Source organism: Cupriavidus phytohabitans, from assembly GCF_017815025.1.
Classification (GTDB): domain Bacteria; phylum Pseudomonadota; class Gammaproteobacteria; order Burkholderiales; family Burkholderiaceae; genus Cupriavidus.
In genome coordinates this window covers 140,937-157,349 of sequence record NZ_JAGIQB010000007.1, presented here as the reverse complement: position 1 = coordinate 157,349, position 16,413 = coordinate 140,937, and the positions used below count along the sequence as shown (strand labels likewise).

Here is a 16,413-nt window from a genome sequence, read left to right as displayed (position 1 = left end):
CCGGCCAGCTATCGGGAGCGCAAGCGGTGACGGCCTGCCGCAGCGGTTACCAGTAGCGTACCCGGCCCGTATCCAGGTGTACGAATTGCTCGCCCTGGTAAAAACCGACACCGCCGCCCTTCAGCGTCTTCGCGGCATCGCGCAGGTCGTCCAGCGGCACACCGGCGACGCGGATGTCGATGGCCTTGCCGTCCATGTGCAGGCTGTGCCTGGCGACCCCGCCGCCACGCGAGTTCCGCAGGCGTGAATTGGTGGCCGGGCTGCGATACCCCGAGATGACCTGGAACGGTTCGCTGGTACCGAGTTCCCGGCGCACCTGGTACAGCAGGTCGAACAGTTGCGGATCGATCACGCCTACCTGGCCGGAATAGTGGTCGCGCAGGAAACCATTGAGCGACGTGAGCGCCTCGGGAACAAAGCTGTCGCCGACGGCATAGACGAGCTTGATGCGCTCGCCGGTATGGGTATGGTCGAAGGCCAGCGAGCGCGCATCGGGCAGGCTGGCAAGCGCCTGGCGCGGCGCCAGGGGCATCAGGCCGGCGGCCAGTGCCAGGCCTCCGGTGGTATGTAGAAAGCGGCGGCGTGCCTTGCGCGTCGCATCATTCATGGTACTTCCTCTGCATGTGCTGGGCGCGCCTTACTGCTTGGCAGCAGCGGCGCGCGCTATGGCTGGCGGCGAGGGGCGCCCGTTGCGTTGCCGCAGCGCCTTGTCCAGCAGTTTGTCGTGACCGTAGATGTCAGGCAGGAAGGATACACGACCATCGGCCCGGGCGATGACCGTGCCATAGGCCAGCACCACCGGCAGCGGTTGCTGCAGCCTCACCGTGTTCGACTTCCCGCGTGTCATCGCCTCGCGGATACGCGCCTCGTTCCAGTCTGGCATATCCTGCAGCACGAACTGCGCCAGTGCCACTGGGGATTCCACGCGGATGCAGCCGTGGCTGAAGTCGCGCCGGTCGCGCTTGAACAACTGCGGCGTCGGGGTGTGGTGCAGGTAGATGTTTTCGTTGTTGGGGAACACGAACTTGATGTCGCCCAGCGCATTCATGGGGCCGGGGCGCTGCCGGATGCGCATGCGGCCATTGAGCACGGCCTCCAGGTTGTCCTCGGACAGCGTGGTCACGGCCTTGCCGTCGCCGGCCACGAACTCGAAGCCCTGCCGGTTGAAATACGCCGGATCGCGCCGCAGCCGGGGCACCGTCTCGCGCTTGGCGATCGATGGCGGCACATTCCAGTACGGGCTGAACTCGATGTAGCGCATGTCTTCCTCGAACAACGGCGTGCGCGTGTCCAGCGCCTTGCCGACGATCACCTTCATCTCCAGCTTGATGTCGAGCTTGCCGTCGCGGATCTCGTAGGCGCGCAGCATGAACTCCGGCACGTTGACCACGATCATGCGCGGGCCATCCAGCGGGGTCCAGCGCATCCGCTCCATGGTCAGTTCGATCTGCCGCACCCGGCTGGCCATGGGCAGATTAAGTTGCGCCAGCGTTCCGGCGCCGACCACGCCGTCGGCCTGCAGCCCGTGCCGCGACTGGAACGCCTTGACGCCGTTGACGAGTGCGCCTTCATAGCGCGCCGGTGGCTTCGTACCGGCCGGCAGGTCGCCGAGCGCCACCAGGCGCGCCGTCAGCGCGGCAGTGCCCGCCCACGGCTGTCCCGGCGTCAGCTTGCCCGCGGGCAGCGCCGGCAGCGCTTGCGCCCAGACCGGCTGCGCGGCGATCTCGCGGTAGCGGGCCAATGCCGCGCGCAGCGTGCCATACAGCGGGAAAGTGGGGGCGGCCTGGCGCACGGCGTCCGGCAGGCGATGCTGCGCGACCGCTTCGCGCAGCACCGTCGCAGCGTCATACGGGCGTTCATCCTGTGGCGCGAAATTGGCCCGGACCGCGCTTGGATTGATGCGGCCGCTGTGCAGATCGGCCAGCATGCGCTCCATCGCGGCGCTCAGCGCGGCGTCGAGACGGGCGGCGGCATCCGTTGCGAGGGCCGGCCCGGTGGCCGCCTGGTGCACTGCCTGCCGCAACGCCTCGGCATCGTAGTCGTGGGGATCGAGCCCATCAGCGGCCGAGCTGGACAGCGCGTCGACCGCCTGCCTGGCCTCCGGTATGGGCCTGCCCTGGGCGAACCACAGTGGTCCCTGAGGGGCCGGAGTGGCTTGTGGCACCGAGGCCTGTGGCGCCTGTGGTACTGCTTGTGGCGCTTGTGGGGTCTGGGTCGGCTGAGGCGGCTGGGCCAGGACCGGGGCTCCTAAGGCGCCTGCCAGCAGCAGTGCGGCGAACGCAAGCTTCATGTTGCCGGGACGGCGGCTCGGACGGTCGCCGCCGACGTGACGCGCGCCCAGGCAAAGCGAAGGGAGAGCAGCCTTGGCTGCAGCAAGACCGGCGCCGGTCAGGCGCATGGCGGCTGTCGGGAACGAAGGCATCGTGCGGATGGGCTCGTTTCGTGGCACACGCCCACAGTCTACCCGTCTTGTGGAAGCGGCGTCAGGAGCGCACAGCGGCCGCTTCGCGCCAGCGTCGAATCGGAGCAGATGCCCAGGCAGTCCGCCTCAGACCACATTGAACGACGCAAGTCACCGGTCCGGCTTGTTGAGTAGGCAAATTCAGCCGATTCAATCAGCTTGCTCGGAAGTTTCACACGGTGGGCGTATCGCCATATTCCTACACTGGGCCCGGTTCACAAGGCAATTCCGATGTCCGGATGCAGCCACCGCCTTGGAACGCCCGCGTGTCACGGCAATCGTGCGGCGGCACGCCATCCACAACCAAGAGACCCAACATGAAATTCGCATTTGCACCGGTGGTACTTGCCGCCGGCATCGTCTTCGCGTCGCAATCCGCGCATGCCGTCGACGGCACCATTACCTTCAACGGCAACATCACCCCCAACTCGTGCGAGATCAATGGCAATGGCACCGGCTTGAAGTCGTTCACCGTCACGCTGCCAACGGTGTCCGCAAATACGCTGAACTCGGCGGGTGCGCGCGCCGGCCGCACCCCGTTCACCATTGCGCTGAACTGCGATTTGGCTGCCGGCGCGATCCATACCTACTTCGAACCGGGACCGACCACCGATGCCAGCACCGGCAACCTCGTGATCAACAGTGGCACCGGCACGGCGGGCAATGTGCAGATCGGGCTGCTCAATGCCGACTTCACGCAGATCAAGGCCGGCTTTGCGGACAGCGCCCAGAACTCGCAGGCGGTGCCCCTGGTCAACGGCGCGGCAACCCTGTCCTACTTTGCCGAATACGTCGCCACCGGCCAGGCCACCGCGGGCGCGGCCAATTCCAGCGTGATGTACACCATCGCGTACCCATGACGCCAGCGTTGCTGAGATTTCCCTGAAGGGCAAATCCGATTCCGGGCCTGGCGCACATGTGGCGCGGTCCGGTGCGTCGGCACGCACCATGTTGGCGGCGCGTGCCGCCCCATTTCCCTCTGCTGTGCTTGCCGATCCTGCCAACGACTGGTTCCTCAAGCCCTGTTCTCCAGCCTCACCATGCTGTCCACATCCCTGCGAAACTTGCTGGCCGTCCCCATGGCCGCGCTGGCGTTATCGTGCGCATTGCCCGCCAGCGCCTCCGTCATCGTCGGCGGCACGCGCGTGGTCTATCGCGCCACGGACAAGGAAGTCACGCTAAAACTGACCAACGAAGGGCAATCGCCCGCGCTCACGCAGGCGTGGGTCGATGCCGGGACAGCGACCCCGACGCCTACCTCGATCGAAGTGCCCTTCACCGTCACGCCGCCGATCGCGCGCATCGACCCGGGCAAGGGCCAGACGCTGCGCATCCTCTATACCGGCGAGCCGCTGCCGCAGGACAAGGAATCGCTGTTCTGGCTCAACGTGCTTGAAATCCCGCCGAAGCCGTCCGCCGATGAAGCCGGTGTCAACTCGCTGCAAATGGCTTTCCGTTCGCGCTTCAAGCTGTTTTTCCGCCCCGCCGGGCTGCCAGGCAGTGCTACGGAGGCGCCGTCTGCGTTGCGCTGGGAACTCGGCAGCCGCGACGGCAAGCCCGTGCTGGTGGCCCATAACCCGACGCCGTACCACGTGTCGCCGGTTAGCGTCGAGGTCATCGCCGGCGAGCACCTTGTCAAGGCGACAGACCTCGACCTGATTGCGCCTGGCGCCAGCGCGACCTTCCACCTCGACAGCGACGTCCGCAACCCTGCCGGCGCCACCGTGCGCGTGCACTGCATCAACGACTTCGGCGGCAGGGACAAATTCAGCGCGCCGCTGAGCGCCTCCGGCTCCCGCTAGCCCTCACTCAACCCACGGTCCGTTACGCCCTCTCGGCAGCCGCTGGCTGCCGGGTGCCTGCGTGCGGCCATCGTCGACACGCCGGTGCCATGCCGCCACTCCCTCCCCGCCACGTTCCGTTTCGCCTGCGTCCGTTTCATGCCTTGCTGCTGGCCCTGTTCGCCAGCGGCGCAGGCGCAGCCGGACAACCCGACGCCAGCCCGCGGCCCGCCCGTTCCGTGCAGGACGTGGAGTTCAGCGATACCTTCCTGCAGGGCACTGCGGGCGGCGTTGCGGACCTCAGCCGCTTCAGCAAGGGCAATCCGGCGCTGCCCGGCCATTACCGTGCCGAGTTGTATGTCAACGAAATCTGGCTTGGCCGCGCCGACGTAGAGCTGCGCCAGTCCGGCGACCCCGCTGCCCCTGCGGTGCCATGCTTCGATCGCAGCCTGCTGGAGCGCATCGGCGTCGACCTGGCCAGGCTGCCGGCCGCGCCATTGCTGGATGGCGACGGCTGCCAGCCGCTGCCAGCGCTGGTCGCCGACGCCACCGCGAGCTTCGACAACGGCGAGCAACGGCTCGACGTCAGCGTGCCGCAGGCTGCGATGGTGCGCCGCGCGCGTGGTTACGTCAGCCCGGAGAACTGGGACGACGGCGTGCCGGCGGCACGCCTGCAATACAACGCCAACGTCTATCACTCCGACGCATCCGGCCTGTCGACCACGCAGGCCTATGTGGGCCTGAACGCCGGCATCAACGTGGGGCCATGGCGCTTCAGCCACCAGGGTAGCCTGAACCGCGACGAACGGCAGGGCACGCGCTACCAGAGCGTGCTGACCAACCTGCAGCGCGCCATTGCGCCCTGGAAAAGCCAGTTGGTGATCGGCGATGCCTTTACCGACGGTACGTTGTTCGACAGCATCGGCTTTCGCGGCGTGCGCCTGGCAAGCGACGAGCGGATGTATCCCGAATCGCTGCGCGGCTATGCACCCATCGTGCGCGGTATCGCGCGCAGCAACGCCCGCGTGCAGGTCCGCCAGCAAGGCAATATCCTCTACGAAACCACGGTGGCGCCGGGACCGTTCGAGATCGATGACCTGTACCCGACCGGCTATGGTGGCGACATCGAAGTCGTGGTCACCGAGGCGGACGGCAGCGTGCACGTATCGACGATGCCTTACGCCGCCGCGGTGAACGCCCTGCGTGCCGGCCAGAGCCGCTACAGCGTCACCGCGGGCCAGTACCGCAATACCGTGCTGCAGGGCTCGACGCTGCTGCTGCAGGGCACTTACCTGCACGGCTTCACCAATATGGTCACCGGCTACGGTGGCTTCGTGGCTGCGCAAGGCTACGCCGCGATCGCCGCGGGTGCGGCGCTGAACACCGACCTGGGCGCTTTTGGCGCAGACATCACGCATGCCAGCACGCGGCTGCAGGGTCAACCGGACCGCAGCGGCCAGAGCGTGCGGCTGAGCTACAGCAAGCTGGTAGCACCGACCAACACCAATTTTTCGGTAGCGGCATACCGCTACTCCAGCCGCGGCTACCTTGGCCTCGCCGATGCCATGTCCTGGCTCGCGCTTGACCAGGCGGAGCGGCTGCCGAGCCTGCCGACCGCGCGCGGCAAGCTGCAGCTGAGCATCAACCAGGCCTTGCCGCCCGGATATGGCAATTTCTACCTGACCGGGTCGGTGCAGAGCTACTGGCAGGGCAGCGGCACCGAGGGCAGCGGCACCGTCAGCCAGTTCCAGGCCGGCTACAACAATGCTTACCGCGCCATCGCCTATGGCGTGTCGGCATCGCGGCAGCTGAACGTCACCACCGGCAAGTGGGACACGCGCGTGATGCTGACCGTCGGCCTGCCGCTGGGCAAGTCGGCACGGGCTCCCTACTCGCTGACCAGCGTCGAGCGCGGCTCCGACGGCACCTTCACTGCACAAGAGACGGTGACCGGCACGCTCGGCAGCGACAATGCCTTCAGCTATGCGCTCAATGCCGGCCATAGCGGAGGGGGGGCCGGTAGTGCCAACAGTATCGGGGGCAGCGTCGCCTATATCTCGCCGTTTGCGACAATGACCGCCAACGCGTCCAGGAGTACCGCTTATACGCAGGCCGGCGCAGGCATTTCCGGCGGTATCGTGGCCTATGCGGATGGCGTGGCGTTTTCGCCTTCCCTGGGCGATACGGTTGCGGTGGTCGAGGCCAAGGACGCCGCGGGCGCGCGCCTGGCCAATGGCGCTGGGCTGCGGGTGGACCCGTGGGGCCATGCCGTGGTATCGAACCTGGTGCCGTTCGCGCGGAACGAAATCGAAATCGATCCGCAGGGCCTGCCGCTGGAAGTCGCACTCAAGTCGACGCAGCAGCGGATCGCGCCGACCGCGGGCGCCGTGGTGCGGGTGCGCTTCGAAACCGAAAATCCCGGCCGCGCGGCAATCCTGCGCACGCGCCTGCCGGATGGCGCTCCGGTGCCGTTCGGCGCAGAAGTGTTCAATGCCGACGGCAAGCCGGTCGGGACCGTGGCGCAGGCTGGCCGCGTGCTGGTGCGCGGCCTGGCAGCGGACGCCGGCACGCTGACGGCACGGTGGAGCCAGGCCGGCGGCGATACCTGCACGCTGCGCTATGACCTAGGCAAGCCTGGCAACGAGGCGGCGGCGATGGTCGTCAGGGACGCACTTTGCACGCGCTGATGCAGCCGTTCACCACACCAGTTGGTGGCGCCGCGCATAGTCGACCATTTCCACCAGCGAGCCGACATTGAGCTTGGCCATGATATTGGCCTTGTGCGTGCTGACCGTCTTGCTGCTGATCAGCAGCTCCGCGGCGATCGCCTTGTTGGAGTGGCCGCGCGCCAGATATTGCAGGATGGTGATTTCGCGATTGCTGAGCCGCGGGATGCCCGAGTCGAGCGCATCGCCGAGCTGGCGCGCGGCTTCCAGCGTGTGCATGGGGAACACCAGGTAACCGCTCAGCACGCCGCGCGCGGCCTGCAGCACCTCGGGCACGCCGCGGTGCTTGACCACGAAGCCGTGCGCGCCGGCTCGCAGCGCCCGCACCGGGGCGGCGGTGGCGTCGGTGCCGGACAGCACCAGCAGGTGTACCGCGGGAAAGGTCGCCGACACGCGCCGGACGAAATCGACGCCGGGATTGCCGAAATACTCGACATCGACCAGCACCAGCCCCGGGCGGTGATCGCGCACCAGCCGGAAGGCATCGCGCACGCCGTCGGCTTCCAGCACTTCGGCGGCATCCAATGCCATCGCCAGTTGGCCGGACAGCGACGTGCGGAACCGGGAAGGCTCGTCGACGATCAGCGCGTGGTGCAATTGGAACTCCTTGACACTTGGGGAATTGCCAAGATTAAGGGCCATGCTGCGTGCTGAAGCGCGGAATACTCGCTGGTCGGGAGCAGCAGAATCTGCGCGGCAGTCGGGCAATTCCGCACGGGTGGACAGCCAGGCGTAGCCAGGCTGGCCCGCGCGTCAGGACTTGGCGGCGTCCGGCGCCGCGGGGAAACAACAGTGGACGGCGAACCCGCCACTCACTCCGTGCCGGCGGGCAGGAAGCGCGGCGCCGGGGCCGAGCGCGGCACCTCGCGCTCGCCCTGCCGGAACATCCGGTAGGTGCCGCGCGCCTGGTTGTGCGGATGGCGGGCGGCCTCATCCAAAGTCAGCACGCGCGCGAAGCAGACATCGGTGCCGCCCAGCAGCGCTTCCCAGTGCTTGCTCGGCTGCGCCGCGATGCAGGCGGCGATGCGCGCCTTCAAAGCGGGCCACTGGGCGCGGTCATATTGCGCAGCGGGATCGACGTCGGCCAGATCCAGCCGTTCGAGCAGTTCGCGGTAGAACTGCGGCTCGAGCGCGCCCAGCGTGATGGCGCGGCCGTCGGCGCAGCGATAGACGTCATAGAACGGCGAATCGTGGAACGGGCTTGGCTGGGGTCCGCCGAGCGTGCCGGCGGCCCGCGACACCTGCACCAGCGAGCCGAGCATGGCAACGATGTCGGTGATCGCCGCATCGACCACGCAGCCCTCGCCGCTGGCACGCGCGCTCAGGATGGCGCTGGTCAGGCCGAAGGCCAGGCCGAGGGCGCCGGTGGCGTCGCCCATCACGGTCGGCGGCACCATCGGCAGCGCATCGTCGCGCGCGGCCATCGACAGCAGGCCGGTCAGCGCGATGTAGTTCAGGTCATGGCCGGCGCTCTGCGCCAGCGGGCCACTCTGCCCCCAGCCGGTCATGCGGCCGTACACCAGGCGCGGATTGCGGGCGTGGCAGGCCTTGGGGCCCAGGCCCAGCCGCTCCATCGCGCCGGGGCGCAGCCCTTCGATCAGCGCATCGGCACCCGCCACGAGGTCGAGCGCCGCGGCGACGCCCTCGGGCGATTTCAGGTTCAGCTGCACTACCTGCTTGCCGTGCTCCAGTTCCATCTCCGGTGGCACGGCCTCGCCGCGCAGGATGCGGCGCGCGTCAGGGGCGACCGGCCGTGTCACCAGCGTTACCTCGGCGCCGAGGCCGGCCAGCATGGCGCCGCACAGCGGGCCGGGGCCGATGCCTTCGAATTCCACCACCTTGATGCCGCGCAGGGGCAGCAGCTTGCCATGCTCACTCATTTCCTTGTCTCCGGTTGCCGTGCGCCGGGATCCGGGTCCCGGGCCAGCCTGTGTGGGATGTGTCGTGCGCCGCGTCAGTACGGCTGCCTGCCGGCCAGTCACGGCGCTCGCGAACCATGCTACGCGCCGAGGTGCCGGGGCGGCAATGGCCGAAACTGCCAGCCGGGTTGACGGATTTGCCACGCGGCCGGTTATCGCACGCGAGGCCGTGGCGGCATCGTAGTTTTCCGAACGAACTTGATCTAAGTCGGGTCACAGCGAGAAACTAGCTGCGATGATGGTTTCAGATGGCGCCGACGCCCCCCGGCGGCAGCGTCAGGAGGTGTTCTTCAACCTGGCTCGTCCCGACAGCCCCCAATCCAGGAGATTCCCGTCATGACCAATATCGTGCTCGCCACCGATGGCTCGGCCTTCAGCGATGCCGCGGCGCGCTTTATCGCCGAAGGCAAGCTGCTGCAGACCGGCTTTACTGTGCATGTTGTGCATGTGGCCCCCGAAGTGAGCGGCCAGGTGCGCGCCTTTGTCAGCAAGGAGACCATCGACGACTGGCACAAGGAGGCCAGCGACAAGGCGATGGCGGGTGTCAGCGAGATCCTGTCGGCGGCCGGCGTGCCGTTCGAGCGGCATGCGCTGCATGGCTTCGCGCCGGAGCGCATCATTGCCTATGCGCGTTCGGTGAATGCAGAAGCCATCGTGATGGGCACGCATGGCCGCGGTTCCTTCTTCGATGCGGTGATCGGTTCGGTGGCCGGACGCGTGCTGGCCCAGGCGGATTGCCCGGTGCTGCTGGTCAAGGCGCCTGAGAAGAAGTAAGGCAGAAGTCAGGCAATCCCAGGACACGCGGCGCGCCCGGCGCCGCGGTTCGTTTTTCAGGCGCCCCACAGGGGCGCTTCGTCCATCAGCGCGACCTGTTCGCGCAGTTCCAGGATGCGGTCCTGCCAGTAGCGGGCCGTGCCGAACCACGGAAACGCGGCCGGGAACGCGGGGTCGGCCCAGCGGCTGGCCAGCCAGGCACTGTAGTGCAGCAGGCGCAGGGTGCGCAGCGCCTCCACCAGCCACAGTTCACGCGTGCGGAATTCGGCAAAGTCTTCGTAGCCGGCCACGATGTCGGCCAGCTGGTCCTGCATCGCCGCGCGGTCGCCCTCCAGCAGCATCCAGATGTCCTGGACCGCCGGCGCCATGCGGCTGTCGTCGAAATCCACAAAATGCGGGCCGGGCGCGCCGTGGCTGCCGCCGCGCGCATCGTCTTCGTCGATCCACAGCACATTGCCGCGGTGGCAGTCGCCATGCACACGCAGCAGCGGCACGTCGCCAGCGCGTTCGTAGCAGCGGCGCACGCCGTCCAGCGCGAGGTCGGCGACCGACTGCCACGCCGGCAGCAGGTCGGCGGGAATGCAGCCGTTGGCCAGCAGCCAGTCGCGCGGGGCAACGCCGAAGGTATCGATATCCAGTGCGGGCCGGGCCTGGTACGGCTGCGTCGAGCCGACGGCATGGATACGGCCGATGAAGCGGCCGAGCCAGGTCAGCGTGTCCTTGCGGTCGAGCGCGGGTTCGCGGCCGCCGCAGCGCGGGAACACCGCAAAACGGAAGCCGGCGTGGTGGCGCAGCGTGCCGGCGTCCGGCGCGCCGGTCGGCAAGGCCAGCGCCGGCACGGCCGGGATCTCGGCATCGGCCAGCTGCTGCACGAAGGCGTGTTCTTCCAGGATGGCCGCGTCGGTCCAGCGGCCGGGGCGGTAGAACTTGGCGATGACCGGCGCGGCATCCTCGATGCCGGCCTGCCACACCCGGTTCTCATAGCTGTTGAGCGCCAGCAGGCGCCCGTCGGGGCGCAGGCCGGCACTCTCCAGCGCGTCCAGAATCCGCTCAGGCGTCAGGCCGGCATAGGGAATACCGGAATCGGCCGGGGCGGTGGACGCTGTCATGGTGTCAGTCGCGGTTGCGGTTGCCGCCGAGCAGCGCGGCCTGCGGCGCCGGGCGGCGGTTGCGTGCGGGGGCCGGGGCGGCATCGTGCGGCTGGCGTGCCGGCTGGGCGGCGGCGCGCTGCTGGCCGCGTGCCGGCTCCTGGCCGCCCTGGCGCGATGCGCCGTTGCGCGCGCCGCCATTGGCGCCACCTTGGTTGCCGGCGTTGGCGTTGCCACCGCCGCGGCGCTGGCCGCCTTCGGCCTGGCGCTGGCGCGGCTGGCCACCCTGGCCCTGGCGCGGTGCGTCCTGGGCCTGGTGCGGCGCGCGTGCGCGTTGTGCCGGCTCGCCGTCGGCGCTGGCCTGGCGTGGCTGGCTGCGGCCGCGGCCTTGCCCTTGCCCTTGCCCTTGCCCTTGCCCTTGCCCTTGCCCTTGCCCTTGCCCTTGCCCTTGCCCTTGCCCTTGCCCGCCGCCGCGTTGCTGGCGGCCCTTCTGGATCGGCTCGGGCGCGATGGTCGGGTCGACTTCAAACCCCGGCAGCACAGTCTGCTCGATCTTGCGCTTGATCAGGCGTTCGATATCACGCAGCAGCGCGTGCTCATCCACGCAGACCAGCGAGATCGCCTCGCCCTCGGCGCCGGCGCGGCCGGTGCGGCCGATGCGGTGCACGTAGTCCTCGGGCACGTTGGGCAGGTCGAAGTTGACCACGTGCGGGAGCTGGTCGATGTCGATGCCGCGCGCGGCGATATCGGTCGCCACCAGCAGCCGCAGCGTGCCGGCCTTGAACTCGGACAGCGCGCGCGTGCGCGCCGACTGGCTCTTGTTGCCGTGGATCGCCAGCGCCGACAGGCCGTCCTTGGTCAGTTGCTCGGCCAGGCGGTTGGCGCCGTGCTTGGTGCGGGTGAACACCAACACCTGGTGCCAGTCGTGCTGGCGCACCAGGTGCGCCAGCAACTCGCGCTTGCGTTCGCGGTCGACCGGGTAGACGCGCTGGTCGACGGTCTCGGCGGTGGTGTTGCGCCGCGCCACCTCGATCGAGGCGGGGTTGTTCAGCAGGCGGTCGGCCAGCGCGCGGATATCGTCCGAGAACGTCGCCGAGAACAGCAGGTTCTGGCGCTTGGCCGGCAGCGCGTTGAGGATCTTGCGGATATCGTGGATGAAGCCCATGTCAAGCATGCGGTCGGCTTCATCGAGCACCAGCAGCTCTACCTGCGACAGATCGACGGTGCGCTGGGCCACGTGGTCGAGCAGGCGGCCCGGCGTGGCCACCACGATATCGACGCCGCGCTTGAGCTGCTCGATCTGCGGGTTGATACCGACGCCGCCGAACATCACCATGGAGCGCAGGCGCAGGTACTTGCCGTAGTTGCGCACGCTTTCCTCGACCTGCGCGGCCAGTTCGCGCGTCGGCGTCAGCACCAGCGCGCGTACCGGCGGCTTGCCGGCGCGCGGCGCGTTGCCGGCGGCACGGGCCGCGGCGGACTCGGACAGCAGGTGCAGCATCGGCAGGGTGAAGCCGGCGGTCTTGCCGGTGCCGGTCTGGGCGCCGGCAAGCAGGTCGCCGCCCTTGAGGACGGCCGGGATCGCCTGCGCCTGGATGGGAGTCGGTGAGGTGTAGCCCTGTTCGGCCACCGCACGCACAATCTTTTCGGACAAGCCGAGTTCGGAAAAAGACATGAATTGCTGCTTCGGCCATCCCTGCGCACGCGGTGCGCCGAGTGCGGGATGGCTCGCGTAATCGATGTTCGGTATCGGTAACAGGAGCGGCCGGGGGGACCGGCCTGGCGGGCCAATGGCCCGTCCGCGGGAAAGGACGCTAGTGTACCAGTCCATCGCGAGCCGGTTCTGCACATGCGGCAGGGCCGCATGCGCGGCGGCGCACACCGGCGCCGGCCAGGTGGCGCTGCGCTATCATGGCTGGCTCTGCAGCGGTCCGCCCCCTGTGGCCGCTGTCAAGCCTGCCCACCCTGCCTTGCCCCGGCCCCCGGCCCCGGAGCCCGCCATGCGCTTGCGTTTCCTTGAAGACCAGGAAGTCACCCTGTTTGCGGCCATCCCGGTCGGCATCGTGGCAGCGATTGCGACCACGCTGTTCAAGGAGGCGCTGGACGGTGCCGGCGTGGTGCTGTTTTCGACCCATGCCGATGTGGTGGTCGTCTTTGCGGCCCTGGCACTGGGCTGGCGCGTGGTGGTACCGGCAGTGGGCGGCGCGATCGCCGGCGCGCTGCTGGTCCTGTCCAACCGGCTGGCCAAGGGCCACAGCGGCGCGACCGACTATATGGAAGCGGTGGCAAATGGCAGCGGCCGGCTGCCGGTGCGGATCACGCTGCTGCGGGCGATGTCGTCATTCTTCTCCATCGTCAGCGGCAGCTCGGTGGGCAAGGAGGGCGCGATGATCCAGCTGGCCGCGCTGTGCGGGTCGCTGTTTCCGACCACCCGGCTGGAGCGCGGCGGCGGCTCGAACATGCGCCGGATGCTGACCGCCTGCGCCGCCGCGGCGGGCCTGGCGACCGTCTATCACACCCCGTTCTCCGCCGCCGTCTTCGTTGCCGAAGTGGTGTTCGGCGCACTGGCCGTCCAGCGGCTGATGCCCCTGTTCCTTGCGTCGGTGGCCGGCGCCATGGTCAGCCAGTGGCACGGCGGATTGCAGCCACTGTATCCGGGGCTGGATATCGCGCCCGACCTGCGACCGCACATCCTGCTGGCGGCAGCCGGGCTCGGCGTGGCGGCTGGCATAGTCGGGGCGCTGTTCATGCGCGCGTCTGGCTTCGCCCGCAGCCGCTTCGCCGCGGTGCCGGGTGGGCCAGTGGCGCGGCTGGCGCTGGGCGGCGCGCTGGTCGGCGCGCTGGCGATGGCCGTGCCGGAGGTGGTGGGCAACGGCTACCACACCATCCAGACCATCCTGCAGGAACAGCCGCTGAGCGTGCCGGTGGCCGGTGTGCTGCTGGCCAAGCTGGTGGCCACGGTGATCAGCATGGGCTCGGGCGCGGTCGGCGGGGTCTTCACCCCGTCGCTGTTCGTCGGCGCGGCGCTGGGGCAACTGCTGGCGCTGGCCATGCATGGCGTCGCCGACGGCGCCACGCCGCTGCTGCCGCTGGTCGGCATGAGCGCTTTCCTGGCGGCAACCAGCCAGGCGCCGCTGATGTCGGTGCTGATGGTGTTCGAGATGACGCTGGCGCCGGCGCTGCTGCTGCCGTCGATGATCGGCGCGGTGGCGGCGTACTACACGGCCTCGCGCTGCCAGACGCTGTCGCTGTACAGCGTGATCGCCGAGCGCGCGCAGGCGTCGGCCGCGGCCGAGCAAGCGCGCACCATGACGCTGGCGGGGCTGTGCGACCCGACCGCCACCGTGCTCGACCCCGACGCCAGCCTGGCCGAGGCCGCCGACAAGTTCGCCGAGACCGGTACCCGCTATCTCTACCTGGTGCAGTTCGACGGGCGCCTGCTGGGCGCGCTGTCGATCCACGCCGTGCAACGCGCCCAGCGCGAAGGCTCGCAGCAACGCGTGCTGGAGCTGGCCGAGCGCGACTTCCCGGCGCTGACGCCCGATTCGCGCCTGCGCGATGCGCTCGAGGTGTTCGCCGAACACGGCATCAACCGGATCCCGCTGGTGCGGAACACGGTCGACCGTGAGCTGATCGGCACAGTGTCGAAGCAACGTGTGCTGCAAGAAGCATCCTGCCTGTTCTGAATGCCGTCTTGTCTGGCCGCCCCGGGGAAGCGCCAAGCGAGTAAAATGGCAGGTTGCGCCCGCTCCGGGCCATTCCCACCCACGCTTCGCCTCACTTGACGGAGTTTCCCCCATGCCAGCAGGTCGTGATACGCGCCGCGAGGCGCCGGAAAGTACCAGGTTCTTGCGCGGGCGGTTGCCGAGGCTGGCGTGCGCAACGGTAACAGTAACGGCAACGGCCCTGCTGCTCGGCGTGGCCGCCGCCTCCGCCCAGCCGGTGCGGGTGATCCCGCAGGACGCGCAGGCAGCCAGGCTGGTGCTCGCCGCCCCGTCGGCCAGCGCGCCGCAGACCGCCACGCTGGACGGCAAGACCGTGGGTGTGGCACCGGGCCTGCGCCTGTTCGGTACCGACAACCAGCTGCTGGCCACCATCGCGGTAGCAGGCCAGAAGCTGCCGGTGCGGTACAAGCTCGACCTCTACGGCCAGTTGCTGACCGCCTGGGTGTTGAGCGAGCCGGAGCAGAAGGCGCTGAAACAGAAATCGTAGTCCCCCGAAAGAGCGCGGCGTGCCCCACGCGACCGCGCGTTGTTGCAACACCCTGATGCCCCCAGGTCAACCACTGAGATCGGCATATGAAGAAAGTTTTCGTCAAGACGTACGGCTGCCAGATGAACGAGTATGACTCGGACAAGATGGTCGACGTCCTCAACGCCAGCCAGGGGCTGGAACCCACCGACAACGTCGAAGACGCCGACGTGATCCTGTTCAACACCTGCTCGGTGCGCGAGAAAGCGCAGGAGAAGGTGTTCTCCGAACTGGGCCGGATGAAGGCGCTCAAGGCGGTCAAGCCCGACCTGGTGATCGGCGTGGGCGGCTGCGTGGCCAGCCAGGAAGGCGCCAGCATCGTCTCGCGCGCGCCGTATGTCGACGTGGTGTTCGGCCCGCAGACGCTGCATCGCCTGCCCGACCTGATCGCGCGGCGCCAGCGCACCGGCCAGTCGCAGGTGGACATCTCCTTCCCCGAGATCGAGAAGTTCGACCACCTGCCGCCCGCGCGCGTGGAAGGCCCTAGCGCGTTCGTCTCGATCATGGAAGGCTGCTCCAAGTACTGCAGCTACTGCGTGGTGCCCTATACCCGTGGCGAGGAAGTGTCGCGCCCGTTCGAGGACGTGCTGGCCGAAGTGGCCGGCCTGGCCGAGCAAGGCGTGCGCGAAGTCACGCTGCTGGGCCAGAACGTCAACGCCTATCGCGGCAAGATGGGCGACACCACCGAGATCGCCGACTTTGCGCTGCTGATCGAGTACGTGGCCGAGATCCCCGGCATCGAGCGCATCCGCTACACTACCAGCCACCCGAAGGAATTCACCTCGCGGCTGGTCGAACTCTACGGCCGCTGCGACAAGCTGGTGAATCATTTGCACCTGCCCGTGCAGCATGCTTCGGACCGCATCCTGATGGCGATGAAGCGCGGCTACAGCGTGCTGGAATACAAGAGCATCATCCGCAAGCTGCGCGCGCTGCGCCCGCAGATGTCGATGTCGTCGGACTTCATCGTCGGCTTCCCCGGCGAAACCGATGCCGACTTCGAGAAGCTGATGGCGATGATCGAGGAGATCGGCTACGACACCTCGTTCTCGTTCATTTTCAGCCCGCGTCCGGGCACGCCCGCGGCCAACCTGCACGACGACACCCCGCACGAGGTCAAGCTGCGCCGGCTGCAGCGCCTGCAAGCCACCATCGAGGAAAACGTGCAGCGCATCAGCCAGAACATGGTCGGCACGGTGCAGCGCATCCTGGTCGAAGGCCCGGCGCGCAAGGATCCGACCGAGCTGCATGGCCGCACCGAGAACAACCGCGTGGTCAACTTCGCGCTGCCTGGCGTGCCCCAGGCCGGACGCGACCGGCTGGTCGGCCAGATGGTCGATGTCAGCATCACGCAGGCATTCCCGCACTCGCTGCGCGGCGAGATCGTGGTGCGCCAGTAATCGAGCCTCCGGC

The 16,413-nt window shown here is 68.4% G+C and carries 13 protein-coding genes; 7 read left to right on the top strand and 6 right to left on the bottom strand.

Features of this window, described 5'->3' with window-relative positions:
• Positions 1–46: 46 nt before the first annotated feature.
• Positions 47–607: a peptidoglycan L,D-endopeptidase MepK gene (gene mepK, locus J8I34_RS07150; RefSeq protein WP_209805701.1), complete on the bottom strand. Its 561-nt coding sequence runs from the start codon at positions 605–607 to the stop codon at positions 47–49.
• A gap of 30 nt (positions 608–637) precedes the next feature.
• Positions 638–2,398 carry a L,D-transpeptidase family protein gene (locus J8I34_RS07145; RefSeq protein WP_245175806.1) on the bottom strand — a complete coding sequence of 587 codons (1,761 nt, stop codon included), beginning with the start codon at positions 2,396–2,398 and terminating at the stop codon, positions 638–640.
• A 380-nt stretch (positions 2,399–2,778) separates the two neighbouring features.
• On the opposite strand from J8I34_RS07145, the gene J8I34_RS07140 reads away from it, so the two are divergent.
• The 3 genes from J8I34_RS07140 (at position 2,779) to J8I34_RS07130 (ending at position 6,929) form a co-directional block, all read left to right on the top strand.
• Positions 2,779–3,321, top strand: coding sequence for a fimbrial protein (locus J8I34_RS07140; RefSeq protein WP_029048817.1), 543 nt, complete (start codon positions 2,779–2,781; stop codon positions 3,319–3,321).
• Positions 3,322–3,501: 180 nt separating this feature from the next.
• Positions 3,502–4,263 carry a fimbria/pilus periplasmic chaperone gene (locus J8I34_RS07135; RefSeq protein ID WP_198030850.1) on the top strand — a complete coding sequence of 254 codons (762 nt, stop codon included), beginning with the start codon at positions 3,502–3,504 and terminating at the stop codon, positions 4,261–4,263.
• 89 nt (positions 4,264–4,352) lie between these two features.
• Positions 4,353–6,929: a fimbria/pilus outer membrane usher protein gene (locus J8I34_RS07130; RefSeq protein ID WP_209805700.1), complete on the top strand. Its 2,577-nt coding sequence runs from the start codon at positions 4,353–4,355 to the stop codon at positions 6,927–6,929.
• Between the two features lie 9 nt (positions 6,930–6,938).
• On the opposite strand, the gene J8I34_RS07125 is transcribed toward J8I34_RS07130, so the two are convergent.
• Together J8I34_RS07125 and J8I34_RS07120 are read right to left on the bottom strand one after the other, a co-directional pair.
• Entirely contained in the window at positions 6,939–7,565 is a 627-nt protein-coding gene (locus tag J8I34_RS07125) for a response regulator transcription factor (protein ID WP_029048815.1), read from the bottom strand.
• Between the two features lie 215 nt (positions 7,566–7,780).
• Entirely contained in the window at positions 7,781–8,848 is a 1,068-nt protein-coding gene (locus J8I34_RS07120; RefSeq protein ID WP_209768125.1) for a CaiB/BaiF CoA transferase family protein, read from the bottom strand.
• Between the two features lie 375 nt (positions 8,849–9,223).
• Here J8I34_RS07120 and J8I34_RS07115 point away from each other — a divergent pair, with 375 nt between their 5' ends.
• Entirely contained in the window at positions 9,224–9,661 is a 438-nt protein-coding gene (locus tag J8I34_RS07115; RefSeq protein ID WP_029048813.1) for a universal stress protein, read from the top strand.
• 56 nt (positions 9,662–9,717) lie between these two features.
• Here J8I34_RS07115 and J8I34_RS07110 read toward each other — a convergent pair whose 3' ends face one another.
• Both J8I34_RS07110 and J8I34_RS07105 read right to left on the bottom strand, forming a co-directional pair.
• Entirely contained in the window at positions 9,718–10,770 is a 1,053-nt protein-coding gene (locus J8I34_RS07110; RefSeq protein ID WP_029048812.1) for a serine/threonine protein kinase, read from the bottom strand.
• Between the two features lie 4 nt (positions 10,771–10,774).
• Positions 10,775–12,424, bottom strand: coding sequence for a DEAD/DEAH box helicase (locus J8I34_RS07105; protein WP_209805699.1), 1,650 nt, complete (start codon positions 12,422–12,424; stop codon positions 10,775–10,777).
• Between the two features lie 325 nt (positions 12,425–12,749).
• On the opposite strand from J8I34_RS07105, the gene J8I34_RS07100 reads away from it, so the two are divergent.
• The 3 genes from J8I34_RS07100 (at position 12,750) to miaB (ending at position 16,400) form a co-directional block, all read left to right on the top strand.
• Positions 12,750–14,435 (top strand): ClcB-like voltage-gated chloride channel protein, encoded by a 1,686-nt coding sequence (locus J8I34_RS07100; protein WP_209805698.1) that lies wholly within the window; start codon positions 12,750–12,752, stop codon positions 14,433–14,435.
• A 112-nt stretch (positions 14,436–14,547) separates the two neighbouring features.
• A complete protein-coding gene (locus tag J8I34_RS07095) occupies positions 14,548–14,961 on the top strand; it encodes a hypothetical protein (RefSeq protein ID WP_209768118.1) in 414 nt (137 codons plus the stop codon).
• 86 nt (positions 14,962–15,047) lie between these two features.
• The gene (miaB, locus tag J8I34_RS07090; RefSeq protein WP_209768117.1) at positions 15,048–16,400 is read left to right on the top strand and encodes a tRNA (N6-isopentenyl adenosine(37)-C2)-methylthiotransferase MiaB; all 1,353 of its coding nucleotides are present in this window, start codon (positions 15,048–15,050) and stop codon (positions 16,398–16,400) included.
• The last annotated feature ends 13 nt before the right edge of the window (positions 16,401–16,413 follow it).